Source organism: Leifsonia sp. Ger2509 (assembly GCF_055231915.1).
Genome location: NZ_JBUYVB010000003.1, coordinates 2,394,503 through 2,415,606, shown reverse-complemented (window position 1 = coordinate 2,415,606; position 21,104 = coordinate 2,394,503). Strand labels below are relative to the sequence as shown.

The window sequence follows — 21,104 nt, the reverse complement described above, 5'->3', positions numbered from 1 at the left end:
AGGACCCGCCCCCTACTTCCCTGCGACGGCCGGGATGCTTCGGTCGAGCACCGTCAGCACCAGCACGGCGACGCCGAGGCCTCCCAGCACCCACGCCAGGGCATGCAGACCGGCGTCGGTCGCGGCCTGCCCGAACGTGATCCCGATGAGGCTCGACGAGAAGATCGCGCCGATGTAGCCGAAAGTGCGGTAGAGCCCGGATGCGACCGCGATCTCGTCCGCAGGGGTCTGGACGTACAGAGTCGCCTGGTTGGCGAATCCGCTGAAGCCGTTGGTGAGGCCGAGCAGCAGTGACATGCCGATGAGCACATACACGCTCGACCCGCTGGTGATCAGCAGCATCACGACCGAACTCAGCACCATGGCGACCGCGGAGAGGATGAGCGGCCAGCGCACCCACCCGCGCGTCGAGACGACGCGGGCCACGACGATGCTGAGTCCGAACAGGGGGAGCAGGATGAGCCCGACGGCCGAGGCGCTCAGGTGGGCGCTCTGCTCCATCCACTGGCTCGTGCCGTACAGGGTCGCGTAGATGCCGAGGGCGACCAGGGTCTGGCGCAGGTAGGTGCGCTGCAGGGGCCGGTTGCGGGCGAGCATCCGCACATCGATGAGCGGGCGCGCCGCGCGACGCTCCCACAGGAACAGCGCTGCCGCGAGAACCACGATCACAGCCAGCAGCCACCATTCGGGAGCCGCGAGCCTCGAGAGGAACAGCAGCAGCGACACGATCGTGCCGGCGAAGAGCAGGATGCCCGGAAGGTCGAGCGAGGTCAGCAGGCCGCCGCGGTCACGGCGGAGGATCGGCGTGTCCCGCGCGACGCCGAGCAGCGTGGCGACCAGGGTCACGAGTGCGAGCGGGATGTTCACAGCGAAGAGCGCGCGCCACCCGAACGCTCCGGCGAGGATGCCGCCGAGCGGCAGCCCGAAGACCGCCGTGACCTGTGCTGCGATGGAGAAGTTGCCGAGCACGCGGCTCGGCACGCCCATCCCGACGCTGTCGGCACGCCTGCGCACCATCGCCATCGCGGTCGGGTAGGCGGCGGATGTGCCGACGCCGATGAGCGCGCGGGACAGCAACAGGAAGCCGAACGCGGGCGCCAGGGTGCCGATCACGCCGCCGGCCAGCAGGATGAGGATGCCGGCCAGGAACACCCGGCGTGGCCCGAACAGGGTGGAGAGCTTGCCCATCGTCGGCTGCATCACTGCGCTGCACAGGTACAGCACGGAGATGAGGGATGCGGTGGTCCCGGGACCGGAGTGGAAGTCGACGCCGATCCCGACGAGACCCGTCGCGATCATCGAGCTGTTGATCGGGTTCAGGGTGGAACCGAGCAGCAGCGGCGCGGTGAAGGTCCACGGAAAAGGCTTGCGGCCGGGTGCTCCGGGACCGGTGCCTGGATCCGTGCCGGTGTCGGTGGCCTTGCCCGCGGTCACGGCGTCTCCGCGAGGCGCCGGATCAGCTGGATGCTCGATGCCAGCTGCGCCTGCTCGTCGTCGGTGAGGCGGGAGCGGATGGCCCGGAACAGCCAGTCCTCGCGGGCCAGCCTGCCGGTCGAGAACTGGTCGCGCGCAGCCTCGGTGAGCTGGAGGACGGATTTGCGTCCATCGCGCTCGTCCGGCGCCCGCGACACCAGGCCCGAGCTCTCGAGCACTGCCACCGTCGCAGCCATCGACTGCGGTCGCACCCCTTCGGCGCGGGCGAGCTCGCTGAGCGTCGCGGCGCCGCCGCGTTCCAGGCGGCCGAGCGCCGAGAGCTGCGAGCGGGTGAAGTCGCCGATGGTGCCCTCCTGGCGGAGGCGGCGCATCAGGCCGCCGAGCGCGACCCGGAGTTCGCCGGCGAGTTCGTGCGTGTCGGCGGTCCCGCCGGCGACGTGAGTGCTTTCGGTCATACCCTCGACCGTATCAAACTATTCAGCTAACTGAACAGTTAGCTGAATATCCGATGCTGCGACGGTCCGGCGTGCCATGATCGGAGCTGTGACCGGGCGACTGATGCTCCTCGATACTGCGGCCCTCTACTTCCGCGGGTTCTACGGGGTGCCCGACACCGTGCGGGCGCCTGACGGCACGCCGGTGAACGCGGTGCGCGGACTGCTCGACATCATCGCGAAGCTCGTCACCGACTACCAGCCCGCCCAGCTCGTCGCCTGCTGGGACGACGACTGGCGACCCGGCTGGCGCGTCGAGCTCATCCCGAGCTATAAGGCGCACCGCGTCGCGCAAGCCGTCCCGGGCGGCGTGGATGTGGAGGAAGTGCCCGAACTGCTGGTCGCGCAGGTGCCGCTCATCCGCGAGCTCCTGGGGACCCTCGGGATCGCGGTCGTCGGCGCACCCGGCTACGAGGCGGACGACGTCATCGGCAGCCTGGCGACGCAGGCGACGGTTCCGGTGGACATCGTCACGAGCGACCGTGACCTTCTGCAGCTCGTCGACGACGCGAACGATGTGCGGATCGTGAACACGGCCAAAGGGATGAGCAAACTCGAAGTCGTCACGGATGCGGTCGTCGAGACGAAGTACGGCATCACTCCGCGACAATACGCGGACTTCGCGGTGATGCGAGGCGATCCGTCGGACGGGCTCCCGGGCGTCGCGGGCGTCGGCGAGAAGACCGCCGCGGGCCTGCTCGGCGAATTCGGCGACCTCGACGGGATCATCGAGGCGGCAGACGACGATGACGTCGCTCTCTCGCCGGCCGTGCGCGGGCGCATCCGCGCGGCTGCCGACTATCTGGCGGTGGCGCCGCGGGTGGTCGAGGTCGCAAGCGACCTGTCCTTCGAGACGTTCGATCCGAGCATCCGCCCCCTCAGCGAAGCGCAGCTCGCTGCCGCGCGCGCGCTCGGCGAGCACTACGCTCTCGGCGGCTCGCTCGACCGAGCCCTCCGCGCTCTCGCCGCCGCCGCATCCTGACGCCCATCCGCCTGACGCCCATCGTCCTGGCGCCTGACGCCAAGCACAGGAAAACCGGGCTTATCCGCGCGGGATAGCCCCGGTTTTCGTATGCTCGGCAGAACGGCGGGGCGGCTTAGAGGAGCCCGGGGATGAGCGCCTTGCGGTCGGCGGGGTAGTCCGCGAACGTGTCGCGGTACCAGCGGTGGTTGGCCATGGCGCGCGGGGCCAGGTTCGCGAACGTGTACAGGGCGAACGAGAAGCCGGCGAGCGACCACGTGGCGATCGCCCAGCCGGTCCATTCGACGATCTCGCCGAGATAGTTGGGGCTGGACACGAACCGGTAACCGCCGCCGTAGGGGATGCGGTAGCCGCTGGCCCCCGACCCGCGGAGCCGACGGAGGATGCGGTCCGAACCCAGGTTGAGCGCGAAGCCGGCCAGGAAGACCACCACGCCGATGAGGAACCGCGGATCGGTGAGCCAGGAGGTCGGGTACGAACCGTATTCGGAGATCCAGCGCGCGTTGACCCACGTGTTGAGCACGTTGAAGGCGATCGCCATTCCCATGACCGCGACGGGCATCCGCCCACCGCCGCGCATCAGCAGCGGGTAGATGAACGCCCGCTGCACGTAATGCAGCTGCCAGAGCACGAGGAACACCAGGGGGACGAGCTCGGCCCGGTGCTCGCCGAACAGGTAGAAGAGGAGGAAGAGAAGGGATGCGGGACTCTCCATGATCAGCCAGCCGACGCGTGCAGGAACGGTCGGCCCCCACCCTCCGCGGCCATGCCTGCCGTATGGAGCGACGACGAAGCAGAGCGCGATGAACGTCACGACCGAGAGCGCGATCTCGAGGTAGACGAACCAGCGGTACGGGCTCTCGGCGGGCATGCCCGCAGTCTAGTGAGGGGGAGTGGACCCCCTTCCTCACATCGTGTCGAGGATGCCCGTCAGCTGGTCGAACGTCGTCATCGGGTTGACGATCGCGAAGCGCGTGTTGGGCCGGCCCTGGTGCGAACTGGGTGTGACGAACGCGCGCTGCTCGTCGAGCAGGCGCGCCGACCAGGCGGCGTAGTCGGCCCGGGTCCAGCCCTCACGTTCGAAGACGACGACCGAGAGCTGCGGCCGGCGAACGAGGGCCAGTCCGTCGCGGCGCTCGATCTCGTCCGCGATGTCGCGCGCGAGCTGGATGGATGCGCTGATCGCGTCGCGGTACGCCGTCTCGCCGTAGGTGGCGAGGGAGAACCAGAGCGGGAGGCCGCGCGCGCGACGGGTGAGGTGCGCGGCGTAATCGGATGGGCTCCACTCGGTCGTCTCGGTGAGCGTGTCGAGGTATTCGGCGTGCTGGGTGTGGGCGCGGCGGCCGGTCTCGGGGTCGGCGTAGATGAGCGCGCAGGCGTCGAACGGGGCGAACAGCCACTTGTGCGGATCGACGATCACCGAGTCGGCGCGCTCGACCCCGGCGAAGTGGTGGCGGGCAAGAGGGGAGAGCATCCCCGCGAGCCCGTACGCGCCGTCCACGTGCAGCCAGAAGTCGAATTCGTCCTTGAGTGCGGCGATCGACGCGATGTCGTCGACGATTCCGAAGTTCGTCGAGCCCGCGGTGGCGACGACGGCGAACACGGAGTCGCCGTGCTCCGCGAGCGCTGTCCGCACGGCGTCGCCGGCGAGCGCACCGCCCTCGCCCGGGGCCACGGGAACGATCTCGATGTCCATGACGCGTGCCGCCGAGGCGATCGACGAGTGCGCCTCGGCGCTGCAGATCACCTTCCATCGGTCGGGTCGCCCGACTCCCGCGGACTCCAGGCGTGCACGCGCGTGCTCGCGGGCCGCGACCAGCGCGGAGAGATTACCGAGCGTGCCGCCCTGCACGAACACGCCCCCGGCACCGGGCGGAAGGCCGAATTCGCCGGCCAACCACGAGAGCACCTCGTTCTCCGCGAAGACCGCGCCCGACCCTTCGAGCCAGGAGCCCCCGTAGACGGCGCTGGCCGAGACGACGAGGTCGAACGCGGTCGCGGCTTTCGTGGGCGCAGTCGGGATGAAGGACAGGTACTGCGGATGGTCGGTCGTGATGCAGGCGGGCGCCAGCACATTCTCGAAGAGCTCGATCGCCCGCGTCGCGCCGATGCCCTTTTCGACGATCGTGTTCCCCGCGAGCCGGCGGAGTTCGTATTCGGCCTGGGGCCGGTCGAGCGGGGTGTCGCTGCTCAGGATGCGCCGGCGCGAGTAGTCGAGCACGAGATCGACGAGGTCCTCGGTCTCGGTCGAGACCTCGTGCATCCGCTTCGGCCCGGGTGCCGCGGCGGCGGATCCAGTCTCGGTGTCGTCGTGTCGTCCCATGAGCATCCCTTCGCACCCGTGCCGCAGGAGCGGCTACGACAGGCTCCCATAGAGGAGGCCACTACGCATAATTCGGTCACGAATCCTGCTCGCGACGCACGATGCGTGCGTTGCGATCAGGCTGAACGCAAGAAACCTACGGGAGGATGTGACCGGCTGCAGTGAAGAGCCGATACCATTCCTGCCTGGTGAGCGGGAGCTCCGAGCCGCCCACCGAGTCGCGCAGGTGCGAGACCTTCGTTGTGCCGAGCACGACCTGCATGTTCGCCGGGTGCCGGGTGATCCAGGCCACAGCGATCGCCGCGGGCGCGACGTCGTAAACCTCGGCGAGCTCGTCGATCACCTGGTTGAGCTCTGGATACGCGTCACGGTCGCCGAGGAACACCCCGTCGAAGAACGCCTTCTGGAACGGCGACCAGGCCTGCAGGGTGATGTCGTTCAGGCGGCTGTAGTCGAGGATGCCGTTGTCGCGGTCGATCGACTGGTCGAGTCCGATCATGTTGCCCGCGATGCCCTGGGCGATGATCGGAGAATGGGTGATGCTCAGCTGCACCTGGTTGATCGCGAGCGGCTGGCGCACGAAGCGCTTCAGGAGTTCGACCTGCCCTGGCGTCTGGTTCGAGACGCCGAAGTTGCGCACCTTGCCGGCGTCGAAGAGCGTATCGAACGCCTCGGCGACCTCCGCGGGCTCGACGAGCGTGTCGGGGCGGTGGAGCAGCAGCACGTCGAGGTACTCGGTCTGGAGGGCTTCGAGCGACTCGTCGACGCTGCGGAGGATGTGCTCTTTGGAGAAGTCGAAATACCCGTCGCGGATGCCGACCTTCGACTGGATGATGACCGCCTCGCGTTCCGCGGGGCTGAACGTCACCGATTCGCCGAACCTGCGCTCGCACTGATGACGCTCGCTGCCGTAGATGTCTGCATGGTCGAAGTAGTTGATCCCGGAGTCGCGCGCGGCGCCGACGAGGGTGCGGATCTCTGCGTCGCTGAGCTCGGAGATCCTCATCAGACCGAGGATGATGTTCGATGCGTTCAGGTCGGTCTGGGGAAGCGTCGTGGTCTTCATCCGTCAATCATTGCCGATTTCGCGGCACTTGACCTTTCCCCCGTGGACAAGGTTTATCGTCGAAGAAGGAGGTGATCCCCGTGAGGATCGGCGAAGTCGCACGTGGCGCAGGAGTGTCGGCGAAGACGGTGCGCTATTACGAGTCGCTCGGGCTCTTCGAAGTCTCGAGGCTCGCGAACGGCTACCGCGACTACGACCAATGGCACGTCGAACTGGTGCGCGAGATCCAGTCCCTCCGCACTCTCGGGATCAGTGCCGAGCAGACGCGGCCGTTCCTCGACTGCCTCGTCGCGGGCAACGCACGCGCCGACGACTGCGCCGAATCCGTCTCGGCCTATCGCGCGACGATCGCCGCCCTCGACACCCGCATCGCAGAGCTCCAGACGCGCCGCAGCGCGCTCGCGGAACTCGTCGCCGACGCCTCCACCCGTTCGCGACCGCTGTGCGAATTCGCCGCCGTCGCAGCATCCGACTTCCGATCCGACCAGAAAGAGGCACGCTGATGTCCACCATCCCATCCGTCTCCACCGACACCTTCGACGCAGAAGTCCTCGGCTCCGAGGGCACCACCCTTGTGGAATTCTGGGCGGAATGGTGCGGGCCATGCCGTGCCGTCACGCCCGTCCTCGAGCAGCTGGCCCAGGAAGAGCATCCCGGATTCCGCATCGTGAAGATCAACTCCGACGACAACCCCGAGGTCGCTGCGCGCTACCGCGTCCTCTCGATCCCGACGATGAAGGTCTTCAAGGGCGGCGAGGTCGTGAAGACCCTCGTCGGCGCGAAACCGTCGGCCGCGATCAAAGCAGAACTGGCCCCTTACCTCGCCTGATCCCTTCAGTCAAGGGGGGTCTCCCGCGCTTCCCAGGGGCGTACGGTCGAGTCGTCGGTCACGGCCGAATCGGCGCAACTCTGCGTCGGCGACTGGAAGGAGGCTCGTCATGAGCCTGGGAACCGGAATTGTGCTCTTCGTAATCGGGGCGATCCTCGCGTTTGCGTTGAAAGTGCAGGTCAGCTGGATCAACCTCGAGCTTGTCGGCTACATCCTGATGGCAGCCGGCGTCATCATGGTCATCCTCGGAATCGTGTTCCTGGCACGCCGCCGGAGCTCGGTCACGACCGCCCGCGCCGGTGTCGATCCGGTCACCGGCGACCGCGTTGAGCGTCAGGTGACGAGCACCGACGACCCGGTGGTCTGACCCGGATCAGATTCGTTCGAGCAGCAGGTCGAGCGGCCTCGGCACCTTCCTGAGGTCGAGGCCCTCGACCAGCACTCGCGAATAGGTGGCCTTCCGCCCACTGCGCACCCCCATGAACCGGCGCAGTTGCTGCTGGATCGGCCGCTCCCGCTGGAAGGGCTGTTGCTGGAAGGTCCGCAGGGACGCGAGGTCGCCCTGCGCGACGATGATCTCTTCAACGCGGTCCGCGCCCAGCGAGCGAATGAGCTCGTCTTCGAGGTCCGCGACGCATACGGAGAAGCCGAGCGACTCCATCCGTTCACGGTCGACGGTCTTCGCGCCAGCAATGGCGTCCGCGATACCGGCATCCTCGAGAGCGCGCTCGAAGAACCGCGCCTCACCCGCATCGCACAGGCCGGCCAGCCGCAGGTCGAGTCCCTGTGGGCCGAATTCCCGCAGGTAGCGCGCAATGCTCATCGCGCCGCCCATCGGCACGATCGCCACGCCCTCCCGCGCGAGGTCGCGGCCGCGCCGGCCCGCGAGCGTCTCGATCGCGACCTGGTCGCTGACGCCCTCGACGAGGACCACAGATCGGATGTCCCGGGCCGCAGCGACGGCCCGCGCCGACTGGACAGCATCCGTCATGCCGCCAGCGTACTCCGCCCCGTGCATCCAAATGTCTATATTTCTTGACATTATGTCAAAGCAGGTTTACTCTCGCTGATGTCAACATTTCTTTACATTCGAGCGGGGCGCGAACATGTCATCCGAAGAGAGAAGCGCGTGGGTCATGGTGGTGGTCGCCACCGTGGTCTACGCGATCTACGTCGCAATGGTGCTCAACCAGTCATCCGGCGCGCCACTGACCACGGTCGACTACGTGCCCACCATGCTGTGGGCGATCGGCGGCTCCATCCTCGCCTCCATCGTCCTTTCCATCCTCTGGTCGTTCTTCGCCCCCCGCGACACAGGCAAGAAGGACACGCGCGACCGTGAGATCGGCCGCTACGGCGAATACACCGGGCGGTGGGTCCTGATCGCGGGCGCCGCCGGCGCACTGCTCCTCACCATGGTGCGGGCCGACTACTTCTGGATCGCCAACGCCCTCTACCTGGGGTTCGTGTTGTCGGCCATCCTCGGCTCGATCGTCAAGATCGTCGCGTACCGCCGGGGGATGCCGACATGGTGAAACCGACCAAGGTCACCAATGCCATTCGTTCCCTGCGGTTCCGGCACGGGGAGATGACACAGGCCGAGCTCGCCGAACGCATCGGTGTGACCAGGCAGACGGTCATCGCCATCGAGCAGGGGCGCTACTCGCCGTCACTCGAACTGGCGTTCCAGATCGCCCTGACCTTCGAGGTGCCGCTCGACGACGTCTTCCAATACCCATCCGAGAGGGAGACGGCGTCATGAAAGCGATCGTCCAACACCGCTACGGGTCGGCGGACACCCTGGAACTCGCTGAGATCGATCGGCCGTCCGCCGGCGACGGCCAGGTTCTCGTCCGTGTGCGGGCCGCCGGCGTCGACCCGAGCGTGTGGCACATCATGGAGGGCAAGCCCTACCTCATCCGGGCGGCCGGGTTCGGGATGCGGGCCCCGAAGACCGCCGTGCGCGGCTCCGATCTCGCGGGCGTCGTCGAGGAGGTCGGGGCGAACGTAACGGACTACGCCCCCGGCGATGAGGTCTTCGGCATGTCCGCCGGCTCGTTCGCAGAGTTCGCCGTCGCCCGCCAGGACAGGCTCGCGCACAAGCCCGCCCGACTCACGTTCACGCAGGCAGCGGCACTGCCCACGTCGGGCGTGACAGCACTGCAGGCGCTTCGCGACCGGGGTTCGGTGTCACCCGGTCAGCGCGTTCTGGTCATCGGCGCCGGGGGCGGCGTCGGGTCGTTCGCCGTTCAACTTGCCGTCGATTACGGCGCGCAGGTGACCGGCGTCTGCAGCCCCGCGAAGGTCGCGCTGGTGTCGTCGCTCGGCGCAGACGAGGTCATCGACTACACGCGCGAAGGGGTCGACAGCCGGGGAGCACGGTTCGACCTCATCATCGACACGGGCGGAAGTCGTCCCCTGGGCGTGCTGCGCCGCGCGCTTGCACCCGGCGGAACCCTGGTCATGGTCGGCGGTGAGGGCGGCGGTGCCCTGCTTGGCGGACTCTCGCGCAACCTGAGGGCCCGGGTCGTTGCGCCGTTCGTGCGCCAGAACCTCCGCGGGATGCTCGCACGCGGCGACGCCGGCGACCTCGCCTACCTGGCCGAGCGCGCGGAAGCTGGCGCGCTGACCCCGCAGATCGAGCACACGTACCCGCTCGCTCGCGCGGCCGACGCCGTTCGCCGCCTCGCCGACGGGCACGTTGCGGGCAAACTCGTCGTCACGGTGCCGTGACGGGAAGCCGCTAGCCTTCCAGCCCGATCCGGATGCGTTTCGGCAGCTTGGCCACGATGATCGCGTGCGATTCCGCGACCAGCTCGCACACATGATCGAACTCGACGGATCCGTCGAGGCGCACCGTCACCCAGTGCTTCTTGTTCATGTGATACCCGGGGGATATGCCTTCGACGCTGCGGATGAGGCGCGGCACGTTCTCGGGCAGTGCCTTCACGGTGATCGACTCGCCGCCGACCGGCGTGCTGTCGACGGAGAACACCTTTCCCGCCACCTTGAAGACGCGGGTCTCCGGACCGAAGGGGTAGGTCTCCTCCGCCCCGTTGAGATCCAGGATGAACGCTGTCAGGTCATCGGGGATCACGCCTCACCCTTCGGGCGCCAGATGCCGAAGCGGTTGCCGAGCGGGTCGATCAGGTGGGCGAACTCGATCTGGCCGTTGTCGATCACGGGCATCGCGACTTCGGCGCCCAGGCTCACGGCGCGCGCCAGCGCTTCGGACACGTCGTCGACATGGACGTAGAAGATCGCCCAGTTGGCCGCGCCGAGCGCGCTGGTGTCCCACAAACCTCCGGCGTCTCCCTCGACCATGCTGTACGCAGCGGGTGAGGGCGGGCCGACCTCCCAGTCGAAGAGGCCCGCGTAGAACGCCTTCGACGCCTCGGGATCTGGTGAACCAATTTCGAAATAGTCGACACGATTCATGATGGAACTGTACGACCGGCCACCGACGCTGACTAGAGTCCGCTCGAACATGCGGGGGGTGACTCGGTCGATGGCCGCGAGTACCCTCGTCTGCATGTGCAGGAACATCCACACTCTCTACAACTTCGAGCCCGCAGCCACCGATGACGAAGTGCATGCCGCGGCCCTGCAGTTCGTCCGCAAGATCAGCGGTTCGACCAAGCCCTCCAAGGCGAACGCAGAGGCGTTCGAGCGCGCCGTCGAAGAGATCGCCCACATTTCACGTCACCTGCTCGAAGACCTGGTGACGACTGCTCCGCCGAAGAACCGCGAAGAAGAGGCGCAGAAGGCGCGCGAGCGCTCCGAGCGCCGCTTCGCTGTCGCCTGAGACGCGCGCGAGAGGGTCGGCGACCGAAGACACCGCGACAGGCGCAGTTCTGGCGGTCGCGCCTAATCCGCTTGCTCGCGTTCGACGCGAAGGACGCATGTCGCGTCCGCCGCGGACGCGCCAACGGTTCCTTGCCAGTCCTTGGTGGCGGTCGGGGCGACGGTATTGACGTCGATCTCGGTGATGCCGATGGTCTTCGCGCCCGCGATGACTGAGACGTAAATGCGATAGGACTGCGCCGATTCGGTTGGGTTCGCGACGGTTCCCCCGACTTTCGTCTCGTGTGCCCCAGCACTGCATGTCTCGACTTTCACGTCCTGCCGCGCCCCGACGAAGTTCTTCGACGTGCCCGGCTGCGTCGTGATGCGTGTGGCCACACCGCTCGAGGGCGAGGCGGTCTTCGAACCTGGACCGTGTGACTCGTCGCCGGAGCACCCGCTGATTCCGCCGAAGAGGAGCAGGGCGATGGCGGCTATGCCGATTCGTTGTGAGGCTTTCATGCGTGTGTCTTTCTGCGCTTCCGGGCGCCCAGGGCGAGCGTGAGCGCGCCGAGTGTGAGGAGGAGGATTCCGAGCAGGGAAGCGGGCACTGGGTCACCCGATCCGGTGTTGGCCAGCGCCGTGCCGTCACCCGTGCTCGGGGAAGGTCCTTCAGCCGGCGAACGATCAGACGTACTGGTGTCCGGACCGCCGATTGCTGGACCTGCCGGCTCGCCTGGGCTCGCTGAACTCGGAATCGCGACCGTCGCTGTGCTCTGGTCGGTGACCGGGTCAGGGTCGCCTGATCCATCGGCCCCGGGCGCACCAGGTGTCGCGCTTGCAATAGCGGTGTTTACCACTGATCCCGCATCGATGTCGGCCTGCGTGAGGGTGTAGTCCGCGGAAGCTTCCACCGTCTGCCCAGGAGCCAGGGTTCCCGGTTCACCGCTCGGCCAGGAACGGAACCGAAGTTCCGAGAGGCCACCCATGGCGTCAACGATGTTGGCGCCGTGGAGGGTCGTGTTTCCTGTGTTGGTGACGGTGAAGTCGAATTGGATCTGTTCACCCACGCGGCCGACGGCATCCTGCTCCAGCGCCCCGGTCTTCGTAAGCTCGATGGCTGCCGCTGACGGAATCGGAACCGTCGCGCTCGAGGCGGCCGTTACACGGGTGCCATCGGGCGTCGTCGCCACGACGTCAGAAGAGTCGATCACGGCACCGGCGTCGATGTCTGCCTGGCTCAGCGTGTGTGTTCCGACGAACTCGACGGATTCTCCCGGTGCGAGGGTTGCGGTCGACGTCGACGTGAGGTCGTTCCCCAGGCTGCTGGTTGGCGTTTCGACCGTCAGGGTCGTATTTCCCGTGTTCGTGACGACGTACGTGAAGTCGACCGTGTCGCCTGGCGCCACCGTGTCCGCAGACGTGAGCAGTCCGGACTCGTCGAGATTCACAGTCGGTTCCGGGGCAATCCCCACGGTGACCGTGTCAGCTGCCGTAACGCTGCCGGTGCTTGCTGTACCCGTGACGGTGGCGGCATTGGTCACTGCTCCTGCGTCGACGTCGACCTGCGTGAGCGAATACGTCGCGGTCGCCGTCACCGACTCTCCCGGAGCAAGGGTCCCTGCGGTCCCCGACGGCGATGCGTCGTAGACCAGGGACGACAGACCGGACATCGGGTCGCTGATGACCACCTCGGTGAGGCTCGTGTTTCCGGTATTCGACACAGTGAATGTGTAGTTCACGGTGTCGCCCGAAGTGCCGGTCGATCCCGCAGCAAGAGTGCCGGTCTTGGTCAGAGCGATCGCGGGGCGTTGCGGCACCGGAACGGTCGCGCTGCCCATTGCAGCGACACTGCCGGTCTGTCCTGTAGCCCTCGCCGTCGCCGTGTTTATAACCGACCCGGCATCCACATCGACCTGCGTCACCGAATACATCGCTGTCGCCGTCACCGACTCTCCCGGAGCAAGGGTCCCTTCCGTCCCCGACGGCCATGCGCCGAAGACCAGGGACGACAGGCCGGACATCGGGTCGCTGATGGTGATCCCGGTAAGGACTGTGTTTCCCGAATTCGTCGCGGTCAGGGTGTAGTTGATCGTGTCATCCGCCGCGCCGGTCGGCCCCTCGACGAGAACACCGGTCTTGTAGAGGACGATCTGCGATTTGGCGACGACGTACCCGAAATCCACCCCTGTGACCGGTTCCGTCCCGGGAAGGGCGATCTCACCCGAACTGTTGTCGAGAGCTTCATGCGGACCGAAGGTCTGAAGCAGCGGGGCGGCCCCGAACGTGGTCGGATCCATCGCGATGCTGTACGTGCCGGTGTCGAGATTCGTGAAGGTGTAGACACCATTCGCGTCGGTCGTGGTGGTCGCCACCTCGTGGCCGTCCGCGAGAATGGTCACAGTCGCACCGGCGATGCCGCCCTCACCGTTGTCGTGGCTTCCGTTTCCGTTGGGGTCAAGCCATACCGTTCCGCCGACTGCCGCGCCGACGACGCGTACCGAGTACTTCGGCGAGGCCAACGTGGCGCTTTCAGTCGCGAACGAGGCCTGCGCGTCGTTCACCAGCACATCTCCGGCTGTCTGGCCGGCGACTGACATCGTGATCCTGAGGCCGCCGTAGCTGCCCTCTGTCATTGTCGGCAGGTACACCCGCAGCGCTGTGACGCTGCTCAGGTCAGTGTCCGCTGTCAAAGGGACCCAGGTCGCACCATCGCCGGGGACACTGCCGATCGTCGACGGGTCCGCGGTCGTGTACTGGAGAACGGCACCATTCGTCGCCGCCTGACCGAGCAGTGTCGCTTGCGTGAGCTCCAGAGTCGCGCTCGTCGAGGTCCCGCGGCCGTCGCCGACGTTGGGCAGGACATCGAGGATGTACGCGCCCCCACTGTGGTCGTTGGAGGTGAAGTTGTACCAGTTCGCCGCCCATTCCACGGAGGTGGCCGATGGCTGGAGCTGGGGGTACGGCGTGGAGCCGTCCATGCTGAGGGTGCTCGACTGGGTGACGTCGACGGGAGCGTTTGCGCTCGCCGGACTCGCCTCATCCATCGTGACGGTTGCGCTCGCGGGGATGGACGAACCCGTCGATGGGGCGCGCAGTGAGGTGGTCGTGCCCAGGGTGAACGGAGGCACCTCCGCACATCCACTCTGTGGCAGCGCAACCGGCGAGGAGTATGTGAGGACGATCGTCGGTCCACTTACATCGTCAGCCGTTCCGGGCATTCCATCCGGACCGACGTCTTCGGGCGTGTACGACGCAACTGTCCATCCCGCTGCGATCGTCGCGGAGGGATCGACGCTGGTGATGACGGAGGCGAGCGTGACTTCGACGGAGAGATTCGTTCCCGTCGACGTGGTCGTTTTACCGACCGGCGCGCAAGCGCCGGGCGTGACGGTGTAGGTGATCGGGCTTCCGGAGACGATCGCCGTCGGCGAGGCCGTCATCGCCACCGAGAGTTTTGTGCCCAGGATCTCGACTTCGACAGAACTCGTGAGCGGAGACGGGAACTGGTCAGCGGTCCAGGTCGAATCGCTCCGCAGCCATTGGCCGGATTCGCCGACGATCTTCTGGGCGACGACGAGTTGGAGCTTGTCGCGGTCGGCGAGACCCGGAAGGCTTGCGACAGATGCCCTGACGCCGTGAACCTGTGTCGGCCCACCAGCTGCCGCGATTGAAGGCACCCACGGGCCTGATTGCGTCGGACCGCTGGTGTACTCGAGCGTGTCGGCATCGATCGCCCTGCCCGCGAGGATCAGCTGCGCGCTGCCAGGCTGGTCGACGATCTGCGCGAGAGTCGGATCCCAGAAGTCGTAGCCGACGATATGGGTCGTGTCCTGTGTCGGGTAGGGCGGCGCAGTGTCATACGGCAGTTCGAGCGTGTCGATGGTCGAAGCCACAGCGCCTTTGGCGATTCCGTCCGATGCGCCGGTGCTGCTCGCCACCTGGGTCCAGCCGGATGCCGGGTACCACGGCGGGGTGACCTCAGGGCCCCCGTACGCGTCGATTACGGCGGTGGCCTTGCCGTGGAAGAGCACCGTCTCCGCCTGTTGGACGACGGTCAAACCCGTGATCGTCCTGTTCCCGGACGACGGCTGACCCCCGTTGACCGTGATCGCGTCGAAAGCTCCCGTGAGTTTCGTCTCCTGCCGTACCGTCGACACAACGGAGGCGGGATACCAGACGCTGACGTTTTCCAATCCGTTCGCGCCCTCCGTGGCTGCGAGCGCCGAGCCGTCGATGCTCAGGACGAGGTCGCCCGTCGTCTTGTCGTATGACGTGACGGACACGTTCGTGGCCCACCCAGAGCAATTTCCGGCGGTGACATCGGCAGGGATGAGTCCGGTGACTTTCGCACGCGCCGTGAGCGTGTCCGGACGGGCGGGGATGACGCCGACCGCGTTCGGAGTGCTGAGAATCATCAACCACTGGGCACAGTACGCATCGACGGGGCCAGCGCCGAAGTCGTGGGTGCCGTCCGTCCTCGCGGTCGCGCTCGCGCTCAGGGAGGCGTTGACGACGTATTTGCCGACCACCGTCACGGACGTCGCTGTCGCGGTCTTCGATCCTTGCCCGTCGGTCGAGGTGACCGACGGGGTGTAGGTCGAACCATTGATGACGCTCGTCCCCGGTACGGCTCGGAGCTCGACGTTCACGATGGACGAGTTCGGAATCGACATCGTTGCGGTCACGGTCTGACCCGAAAGGACATAGCTGGAGGTGTAGACCGACGTTGTGGACGTCAGAGCGACGAGCGATGGTTCGTCCCAGCTCCAGCCCGATGGGAGTGTCTGACTGAATGTTCCGTCGACGAGATCCTGCGCTGAGATCGACCAGGTCATGGTCACGGCGGATTTGACTGCCACGATGCCGTTCTGAGCGTCACCGTCGAGATCGGCCGGTTGCGTTCCATCGTCGGTGACGCTGATCGTGAGATCAGTCACGCGCCCCCCTGGTGCCGCGGACGCCGCCGTAGCGACGAACAGGCTGGAGAAGAGCGCGACCACGAGGACCACAGCCGCGGCAAGTGAGAATCGACGGTGGGTGCCAATCGGCAGCGCAGACATTAAGTACCTGTTTCTGGAGTGCGGGGTGAGATTCGCTCTCGGGGCATCGATGAGCGCGACCTCCTGACGCACACATCGAGAGCGCCAGCGTGCCACGGCGAAACGGTCGATCCGGTTGCGTTCGTGGGTGAATACGCGCTAGAGCAGCGACGTTAAGGGTCGCCTCGATGCCGAATCGGCGGAGTACGAGTCCGACGTAGGTGTGCGGGCTCCGGCGGACGGCGTCCTTGAGTTCGACCAGTCCGCGACCCTGGAGGAGTTCTTCGACGTCCCCGGCGGCCCACCCACCCCCGCGCCACATCCGCCGAGCACAGGAAAAAACACGCCAAACGTAGCTCGTGGGGTGCTTTTCCCTGTGCTGGGCTTGGGCTGTGGAGAGCGAAGGGCGCGAACAAGGCACATTCGCGAGTATGGGGAAATGCGACGACATAGCCCGCTCCCCGGCGAGATCGATCACGCACCGTTTCGAGTGCGCGATGCGCGCGAAGCGGGCATCAGGCGAGGCAGGCTGTCGTCGCGCGACCTGCAGCGGCCATTCCACGGCGTCCGCTCCAGGAATCTGGACCTTGCGTGCCATGTCGATCGCTGCCGAGCACTGCTTCCGCGCCTCGTTGAGGGAATCCACTTCAGCCACGTGTCGGCCGCTGCCATCCTGGCGATACCGTTGCCCCGCCGCATCGACGACGAACCCGTCCACATCACCGCCTTCGCACCGCAACGCGCTCCCAAGCTGAGGGGTGTGATCTCCCACGAGTTCACGCCCAATGGAGAACAGTTCAGCAGTCCGGGCGGCATGCCGATCGTCGGCCCAGCGGACACCTGGGTGCGCCTGGCGGGTCACCTCTGCGAGGCCGAGTTGGTGGCCGCCGGCGACTTCCTGGTCACGGGCGACGAGCCGTATTCCCGCAGGCCGCCGCTGTGCTCGATGGACGAACTCAGAGCTGCCGTGCGTCGAAACACGGGAGCGACCTCACTCGGGCACGCGCGGCGCTTCACCTCGTCCGCTATGGACCTCTTTCACCGCGGGAGACTCGGCTCCGGCTCCTTCTGCAGGCGGCGGGGATGCCGGAGGCTGCGCTCAACTTCCGCGTGCGGACGCGCTCCGGCCGGCTTGTCGCGATGGTCGACCTCGCATTCACGGACGAACGGATCGCCGTCGAATACCAGGGTCGCCACCATCGCACCGACGAGAACACCTACGACGACGACATCCTCCGCCGCGAACGGCTCGAAGCCGCCGGCTGGGCCGTCGTTTATGTGACCGCCGGAGAGCTCGACCGCTACCCGGAACGCCTCATCCACCGCATCCGATCGCTTCTCGTGCATCGCGCGCGCCGAGAACAGGAAAAGGCACCTTAAGAGTTCGAAATGGGGTGCTTTTTCCTGTGCTCGAGGAAAGGACGACAACGCGGGGTTGCGGAATACTTAAGCTGGTGCTTTACTAAAGCACATGCTTAACCAATCGGCGGAACTCGACCTGATGTTCCAGGCGCTCGCGGATCCGACGCGCCGGGCGCTCGTGGACCGCATGACGAAGGGGCCCGCATCCGTCTCGGATCTCGCGCGGCCGTTCGCGATGACGCTCGCCGCCATCCTCCAGCACCTCCGCGTGCTCGAAGAGAGCGGGCTCATCCGCACCGAGAAGGAGGGCCGTGTGCGCATCTGCAGAATCGAGCCCGAAGCGCTTCGCACCGTCGAAGACTGGATCATCGAACGGCGCACAACGTGGGAACGCCGGCTGGACCGCCTCGGTGCTCTCCTCGGAGAAGACGACTGACCCGCCGCACCCGACCGGCACCCCGCATCCCCCGCTCGGCATCCCGCATCCGCGACACGACCCGCACCCGCATCACCCACGTATCGACCGGAAGGACACACCCATGACAGGCCGCAAACTCACCCACAGCACGTTCACCCTGGAACGCGAATACAAGGCCTCGCCCGCGAAGGTCTTCGCCGCGTTCGCCGACCCCGCCATCAAGGCCAAATGGTTCGAGGCGCCGAGCGAAGAGTGGCGCCACATCGGTTCGGCCATGGACTTCCGGGAAGGCGGCCGCGAACACAGCGAGGGACAGTTCGGCGAAGGCGGCCCGGTCTCGCGGTTCGACGCCTACTACCACGAGGTCGTCGACGACCTCCGGCTCGTCTACGACTACGAGATGCGCGTCGACGGACAGCGCCTCTCGGTCTCACTCGCCTCGATCGAACTCACTCCGACCGCCGCGGGAACCCGTCTCACGCTGACCGAGCAGGGCGTCTACTTCGACGACCTGGAGAACCCGGACCTGCGCAAAGAGGGCACCATCGAACTCCTCGAGTCCCTGGCCACAGTGGTCGAGGACTGAACGAAAGGCACAGACCATGTCCACCATGATGTTCGTCAACCTCCCCGTCGACGACCTCGCCCCCGCGCGGGCCTTCTACACCGCCCTCGGCTTCATCGCGGATGAGAACTTCTCGGGCGACCAGAACGTGACCTTCCGCATCAGCGACACCCTCTTTGTCGTACTGCTGACGCGCCCGTACTTCGCCACCTACATCACGACCGAGGTGGCGGATGCGCACACCGCGACCGAAGCGATGATCGGCCTCACCGCCGAGACCCGCGCAGGCGTGGACGAGCTCGTCGACAAGGCCTACGCGGCCGGCGCCCGAGAGGCCCGGGAGACCCACGACTACGGCTTCATGTACACGCGGAGCTTCCTCGACCCCGATGGGCACTTCTGGGAAGTCTTCTGGATGGACACCGCGGCGGCCCAGGACGGCCCGCCCGAGCGCTTCACCGCTGCCGGCGAGCGCATCGACGCCTGACCCCCGTTCTTCAGGAACACATAGGAAAAGCACAGCGTGTGTTGCGCGGGGTCGCGATACTTGTTCCGTGAGCTCCCGGAATGAGCGCGGCCCTGCGCGCGTGACGTCGACCGCGAACCTGCGGCGCATCGACGGCTCTCCGTTGCGCGTGCTCGTCGTCGACGACGAAGAACTCCTCGCCGAAGCCGTGAGCCTCGCGTTCGAGGCCGACGGGTGGGATGTCCGCACCCTCAACCGGGGTCGCGAGGTCCTGTTCACGGCGCGGGAATTCGCTCCCGACGTCATCATCCTCGACATCATGATGCCCGACCTGGACGGCTACGAGGTCCTGGCCCGGGTGCGCAACGACCGCGAGGAAACGCGGGTGCTCTTCCTCACCGCGAAGGACTCGCAGGAAGACCGCCTGGTCGGCCTCCGGGCCGGCGGCGACGACTACGTCACCAAGCCGTTCAGCGTCGCCGAACTGATCGCGCGGGCCAGGAGTCTCGCCCGCAGCTCCACCGGTGTGACGATGGAACCCGCGGAGGCCCGGCTGACCGTCGGCGATCTTCAGCTCGACGAGGAGACGCGCGAGACCTTCCGCGGCGGGGACCCCATCGATCTCACCGCCACCGAGTTCGACTTGTTGCGGTATTTCGTCCGGAACCCCCGCCGCGTCCTCAGCAAGGAGCAGATCCTCACCGACGTCTGGGGATTCGATTTCGGCGCGACCTCCAACGTGGTCGAGATGTACGTCTCCTATCTGCGCCGCAAGATCGACGCCGGGCGCGAACCGATGATCCACACGGTGCGCGGCGCCGGTTACATCCTGAAGCCGGCCTCGTGAAACGCCCACGCACCCTGCGCTGGCGGCTCGTCGCCATCCTCGCCGGCCTGCTCGCCGTGACCAGCCTCGTCATCGGGATTGTCACCGTGCTCTCGCTGCAGAGCTACCTGCTCGGCCAGGTCGACCAGAACCTCGCGGGGGCGTCCCAGCGCGCCGTCGACGCGAAGAACGACCTTCCGCCGCACGGGGACCAGACACCCAGCACCGGCGCAGAGAGCCAGACCGGCACGGGCACGGACAGCGACGGCGACCATCCCTTCGTCGGAGCACCCGGGCAGTCGCCGGACACCGTCGTCGCGGTCATCGTCGACGGAACGTTCGCCGTGCAGGGCTTCACCGACAGCCAGGGACACCAGCACGATCTCTCGACCGCGGTGAAGACCCAGCTCCGCGCCGTGCCGCGCGATGGCGTCCCGCACACGGTCACCCTCGCCGGCCTCGGCTCGTATCGCGTCGAGAGCACGGCCACCGACGACGGAACGGTCTTCATCGCCGGGCTTCCGCTCGCCAGCGTGCAGGAGACGATCGACCGGCTCGCGCTCGTGATCGGCATCGTCGCCGTAGCGGGTCTCCTCCTGGCCGCCGCCGCCGCCGCGGTCAGCGTGAGGCGCGCGCTGCGTCCGCTGCAGCATGTGGCGGCCACCGCATCCGCTGTCACCGAGCTCACGCTCGACCGCGGGGAGGTGCCGGAGACGATGCGCGTGAGCGAGAAGGACATCGAGGCGGGCAGCGAGGTCGGCCAGGTGGGGACGGCGCTCAACCGGCTGCTCGGCCACGTCTCGAACGCGCTCGAAGTGCGCGAGGCCGCAGAGACGAAGGTGCGGACCTTCGTGGCGGATGCGAGCCACGAGCTCCGGACTCCGCTCGCGACCATCCGCGCCTACGCCGAACTCTCGCAGCGGACGTACGACGACGCCTCCGCTGGGCTCCGCCGCAACGTCGACCGCATCGAGTCGGAGGCCGTACGGATGACCTCGCTGGTCGAGGACCTCCTGCTGCTCGCGCGGCTCGACTCCGAACCCGAATCGGACGTGCGCGACGTGGACTTGTCGGCGATGGTCACCGAGGCGGTGGCGGATGCGCACCTCGCCGGGCCCGACCACACCTGGCGGATGGAGATGAGCGAGGAGCCGGTGGTCCTGCGAGCGGATGCGCGGCAGGTCCGCCAGGTCGTGGTCAACCTTCTCGCCAACGCGCGCGTGCACACGCCGCCCGGCACGACGGTCGTGACGAGCCTGCGTCGCACGGGAGACCGGGTCGACCTGGTCGTGACGGATGACGGACCCGGGATCCCTGCGGACCTCGTGCCCGACCTGTTCGAACGTTTCGTGCGCGGCGACCATTCGCGTTCGCGCACCGCGGGGAGCACGGGTCTCGGCCTCGCGATCGTGCGCGCCGTCGCCGAGGCGCACGGCGGCAGCGTCTCCGTCGAGAGTGCGCCCGGGCGCACGGCGTTCCACGTGTCGCTGCCGGCCTGAGGTTGGCCGGTCGCA

Annotated in this window: 24 protein-coding genes; 14 read left to right on the top strand and 10 right to left on the bottom strand. The window is 67.1% G+C overall.

What is annotated here, in order from left to right:
• Positions 1-12: 12 nt before the first annotated feature.
• Positions 13-1,434 carry an MFS transporter gene (locus tag ACV7NN_RS11980; RefSeq protein WP_463349797.1) on the bottom strand — a complete coding sequence of 474 codons (1,422 nt, stop codon included), beginning with the start codon at positions 1,432-1,434 and terminating at the stop codon, positions 13-15.
• A complete protein-coding gene (locus ACV7NN_RS11975) occupies positions 1,431-1,889 on the bottom strand; it encodes a MarR family winged helix-turn-helix transcriptional regulator (protein WP_463349796.1) in 459 nt (152 codons plus the stop codon). Before ACV7NN_RS11975 ends, ACV7NN_RS11980 begins: the two co-directional genes overlap by 4 nt.
• A gap of 103 nt (positions 1,890-1,992) precedes the next feature.
• Between ACV7NN_RS11975 and ACV7NN_RS11970 the strand changes: the two genes are divergently transcribed.
• The gene (locus ACV7NN_RS11970; protein ID WP_463351286.1) at positions 1,993-2,910 is read left to right on the top strand and encodes a 5'-3' exonuclease; all 918 of its coding nucleotides are present in this window, start codon (positions 1,993-1,995) and stop codon (positions 2,908-2,910) included.
• 115 nt (positions 2,911-3,025) lie between these two features.
• Here the strand turns inward: ACV7NN_RS11970 and ACV7NN_RS11965 are convergent, their stop codons facing one another.
• The 3 genes from ACV7NN_RS11965 to ACV7NN_RS11955 form a co-directional block, all read right to left on the bottom strand.
• Positions 3,026-3,781: a DUF1295 domain-containing protein gene (locus ACV7NN_RS11965; protein ID WP_463349795.1), complete on the bottom strand. Its 756-nt coding sequence runs from the start codon at positions 3,779-3,781 to the stop codon at positions 3,026-3,028.
• 36 nt (positions 3,782-3,817) lie between these two features.
• The gene (locus ACV7NN_RS11960; RefSeq protein ID WP_463349794.1) at positions 3,818-5,233 is read right to left on the bottom strand and encodes a pyridoxal phosphate-dependent decarboxylase family protein; all 1,416 of its coding nucleotides are present in this window, start codon (positions 5,231-5,233) and stop codon (positions 3,818-3,820) included.
• Positions 5,234-5,369: 136 nt separating this feature from the next.
• Positions 5,370-6,299 (bottom strand): aldo/keto reductase, encoded by a 930-nt coding sequence (locus ACV7NN_RS11955; protein ID WP_463349793.1) that lies wholly within the window; start codon positions 6,297-6,299, stop codon positions 5,370-5,372.
• An 80-nt stretch (positions 6,300-6,379) separates the two neighbouring features.
• Here ACV7NN_RS11955 and ACV7NN_RS11950 point away from each other — a divergent pair, with 80 nt between their 5' ends.
• The 3 genes from ACV7NN_RS11950 (at position 6,380) to ACV7NN_RS11940 (ending at position 7,495) form a co-directional block, all read left to right on the top strand.
• Positions 6,380-6,802, top strand: coding sequence for a MerR family transcriptional regulator (locus tag ACV7NN_RS11950; RefSeq protein ID WP_463349792.1), 423 nt, complete (start codon positions 6,380-6,382; stop codon positions 6,800-6,802).
• On the top strand, positions 6,802-7,128 hold the full coding sequence (gene trxA / locus ACV7NN_RS11945) for a thioredoxin (RefSeq protein ID WP_463349791.1): 327 nt from the start codon (positions 6,802-6,804) through the stop codon (positions 7,126-7,128). The genes ACV7NN_RS11950 and trxA overlap by 1 nt, the downstream gene beginning before the upstream one ends.
• A 109-nt stretch (positions 7,129-7,237) precedes the next feature.
• The gene (locus tag ACV7NN_RS11940; RefSeq protein WP_463349790.1) at positions 7,238-7,495 is read left to right on the top strand and encodes a DUF6458 family protein; all 258 of its coding nucleotides are present in this window, start codon (positions 7,238-7,240) and stop codon (positions 7,493-7,495) included.
• Positions 7,496-7,501: 6 nt separating this feature from the next.
• On the opposite strand, the gene ACV7NN_RS11935 is transcribed toward ACV7NN_RS11940, so the two are convergent.
• The gene (locus ACV7NN_RS11935) at positions 7,502-8,119 is read right to left on the bottom strand and encodes a TOPRIM nucleotidyl transferase/hydrolase domain-containing protein (protein ID WP_463349789.1); all 618 of its coding nucleotides are present in this window, start codon (positions 8,117-8,119) and stop codon (positions 7,502-7,504) included.
• 115 nt (positions 8,120-8,234) lie between these two features.
• Between ACV7NN_RS11935 and ACV7NN_RS11930 the strand changes: the two genes are divergently transcribed.
• From ACV7NN_RS11930 to ACV7NN_RS11920, 3 genes are read left to right on the top strand one after another with little or no spacing between them, the layout of a single operon-like run.
• Positions 8,235-8,663 (top strand): hypothetical protein, encoded by a 429-nt coding sequence (locus tag ACV7NN_RS11930; RefSeq protein ID WP_463349788.1) that lies wholly within the window; start codon positions 8,235-8,237, stop codon positions 8,661-8,663.
• Positions 8,657-8,890: a helix-turn-helix transcriptional regulator gene (locus ACV7NN_RS11925; RefSeq protein WP_463349787.1), complete on the top strand. Its 234-nt coding sequence runs from the start codon at positions 8,657-8,659 to the stop codon at positions 8,888-8,890. The genes ACV7NN_RS11930 and ACV7NN_RS11925 overlap by 7 nt, the downstream gene beginning before the upstream one ends.
• On the top strand, positions 8,887-9,861 hold the full coding sequence (locus ACV7NN_RS11920) for an NAD(P)-dependent alcohol dehydrogenase (RefSeq protein ID WP_463349786.1): 975 nt from the start codon (positions 8,887-8,889) through the stop codon (positions 9,859-9,861). The genes ACV7NN_RS11925 and ACV7NN_RS11920 overlap by 4 nt, the downstream gene beginning before the upstream one ends.
• Before the next feature lie 10 nt (positions 9,862-9,871).
• On the opposite strand, the gene ACV7NN_RS11915 is transcribed toward ACV7NN_RS11920, so the two are convergent.
• Both ACV7NN_RS11915 and ACV7NN_RS11910 read right to left on the bottom strand, forming a co-directional pair.
• Positions 9,872-10,225: an MmcQ/YjbR family DNA-binding protein gene (locus ACV7NN_RS11915; protein WP_463349785.1), complete on the bottom strand. Its 354-nt coding sequence runs from the start codon at positions 10,223-10,225 to the stop codon at positions 9,872-9,874.
• Positions 10,222-10,566, bottom strand: a complete 345-nt coding sequence (locus ACV7NN_RS11910; RefSeq protein ID WP_463349784.1) for a VOC family protein — start codon at positions 10,564-10,566, stop codon at positions 10,222-10,224. The genes ACV7NN_RS11915 and ACV7NN_RS11910 overlap by 4 nt, the downstream gene beginning before the upstream one ends.
• 94 nt (positions 10,567-10,660) lie before the next feature.
• Here ACV7NN_RS11910 and ACV7NN_RS11905 point away from each other — a divergent pair, with 94 nt between their 5' ends.
• Positions 10,661-10,933 carry a DUF2277 domain-containing protein gene (locus ACV7NN_RS11905; RefSeq protein ID WP_463349783.1) on the top strand — a complete coding sequence of 91 codons (273 nt, stop codon included), beginning with the start codon at positions 10,661-10,663 and terminating at the stop codon, positions 10,931-10,933.
• 62 nt (positions 10,934-10,995) lie between these two features.
• Here ACV7NN_RS11905 and ACV7NN_RS11900 read toward each other — a convergent pair whose 3' ends face one another.
• Both ACV7NN_RS11900 and ACV7NN_RS11895 read right to left on the bottom strand, forming a co-directional pair.
• Positions 10,996-11,433: a hypothetical protein gene (locus ACV7NN_RS11900; RefSeq protein ID WP_463349782.1), complete on the bottom strand. Its 438-nt coding sequence runs from the start codon at positions 11,431-11,433 to the stop codon at positions 10,996-10,998.
• Entirely contained in the window at positions 11,430-15,851 is a 4,422-nt protein-coding gene (locus tag ACV7NN_RS11895) for a DUF7507 domain-containing protein (protein WP_463349781.1), read from the bottom strand. The genes ACV7NN_RS11900 and ACV7NN_RS11895 overlap by 4 nt, the downstream gene beginning before the upstream one ends.
• 1,185 nt (positions 15,852-17,036) lie before the next feature.
• Between ACV7NN_RS11895 and ACV7NN_RS11890 the strand changes: the two genes are divergently transcribed.
• From ACV7NN_RS11890 to ACV7NN_RS11865, 6 genes are all read left to right on the top strand, one after another.
• Positions 17,037-17,333 (top strand): DUF559 domain-containing protein, encoded by a 297-nt coding sequence (locus ACV7NN_RS11890; RefSeq protein ID WP_463349780.1) that lies wholly within the window; start codon positions 17,037-17,039, stop codon positions 17,331-17,333.
• Between the two features lie 91 nt (positions 17,334-17,424).
• Positions 17,425-17,751 carry an ArsR/SmtB family transcription factor gene (locus ACV7NN_RS11885; RefSeq protein WP_463349779.1) on the top strand — a complete coding sequence of 109 codons (327 nt, stop codon included), beginning with the start codon at positions 17,425-17,427 and terminating at the stop codon, positions 17,749-17,751.
• Between the two features lie 103 nt (positions 17,752-17,854).
• Positions 17,855-18,319, top strand: a complete 465-nt coding sequence (locus ACV7NN_RS11880; protein ID WP_463349778.1) for an SRPBCC family protein — start codon at positions 17,855-17,857, stop codon at positions 18,317-18,319.
• Between the two features lie 16 nt (positions 18,320-18,335).
• On the top strand, positions 18,336-18,785 hold the full coding sequence (locus ACV7NN_RS11875) for a VOC family protein (RefSeq protein ID WP_463349777.1): 450 nt from the start codon (positions 18,336-18,338) through the stop codon (positions 18,783-18,785).
• 67 nt (positions 18,786-18,852) lie between these two features.
• Entirely contained in the window at positions 18,853-19,611 is a 759-nt protein-coding gene (locus ACV7NN_RS11870; protein WP_463349776.1) for a response regulator transcription factor, read from the top strand.
• Positions 19,608-21,089 (top strand): sensor histidine kinase, encoded by a 1,482-nt coding sequence (locus ACV7NN_RS11865; protein WP_463349775.1) that lies wholly within the window; start codon positions 19,608-19,610, stop codon positions 21,087-21,089. The genes ACV7NN_RS11870 and ACV7NN_RS11865 overlap by 4 nt, the downstream gene beginning before the upstream one ends.
• The last annotated feature ends 15 nt before the right edge of the window (positions 21,090-21,104 follow it).